This is a genomic window from Rhodococcus sp. R1101 (genome assembly GCF_000278445.1).
Lineage (GTDB): Bacteria > Actinomycetota > Actinomycetes > Mycobacteriales > Mycobacteriaceae > Rhodococcus > Rhodococcus gordoniae.
The window spans coordinates 1-739 of record NZ_AJVB01000870.1; the positions used below are offsets into that span (position 1 = coordinate 1).

Genomic DNA, 739 nt, shown 5'->3' on the forward strand with positions numbered 1-739 from the left:
CTTGTCGTCGCCCGTTGCCGCGATCACCACGTCGTACCGTTCGAGTCCGGTGGATTCGAGCGAGCTGAGTTCGCAGGCGTCGGCGTGGACCCATGTCGCCTCCGGAACGGCGTCCGGTTCCACATGCTCGAGCTTGCGTTCGATGAGCATCACCTCGTGGGCGTTGCGCAGCAGTTCACGCGCGATCGAGCGTCCCACCGCGCCGGCACCGGCGATCGCCACCTTCATGTGAGCTTCCTCTCGGGTGGGTCGGTCAGTTCTCGTCGACCGGCGGGTTCTCGGCGTGCGTGATCGCCTCCGAGACGGAACCCGACACGGCCGCGATGTAGACGGAGTCGTCGGCCTGCAGCACCGTCCTGCGGTCGGGCAGCAGCCCGGTGCCGAACCGGATCAGGAACGCCACGCGCGATCCCGTGGCCTCCTCGAGGTCGGTGACGCGTCGTCCGACCCATCCCTCGTGCAGGTTCACCTCGGCGATGGCGACGGATCCGGTGGGATCGCGCCAGCGGGCGGTCTCGCTGTCGTGCGTCAGCGCGTGGAGCAAGCGATCGGTGGTCCACGGCACGGTTGCCACCGTGGGGATGCCCAGCCGTTCGTACGCCGCGGCCCGCTTGGCGTCGTAGATCCTCGCGACGACACGTTCGACACCGAAGGTCTCGCGGGCCACCCGTGTCGAGATGATGTTCGAATTGTCGCCGGAGGAGACCGCCGCGAAGGCATCGGCGCGTTCGATACCGGC

Annotated in this window: 2 protein-coding genes; both read right to left on the reverse strand. The window is 68.2% G+C overall.

Translation table 11 applies throughout. The features are described from left to right. Positions 1-228 (reverse strand): NAD-binding protein (locus tag R1101_RS0124880; protein WP_016935816.1); only part of this gene is annotated, 228 nt, incomplete at its 3' end. A 25-nt stretch (positions 229-253) separates the two neighbouring features. Next, a partial coding sequence (locus R1101_RS0124885; RefSeq protein ID WP_016935817.1) for a potassium channel family protein occupies positions 254-739 on the reverse strand: 486 nt, incomplete at its 5' end.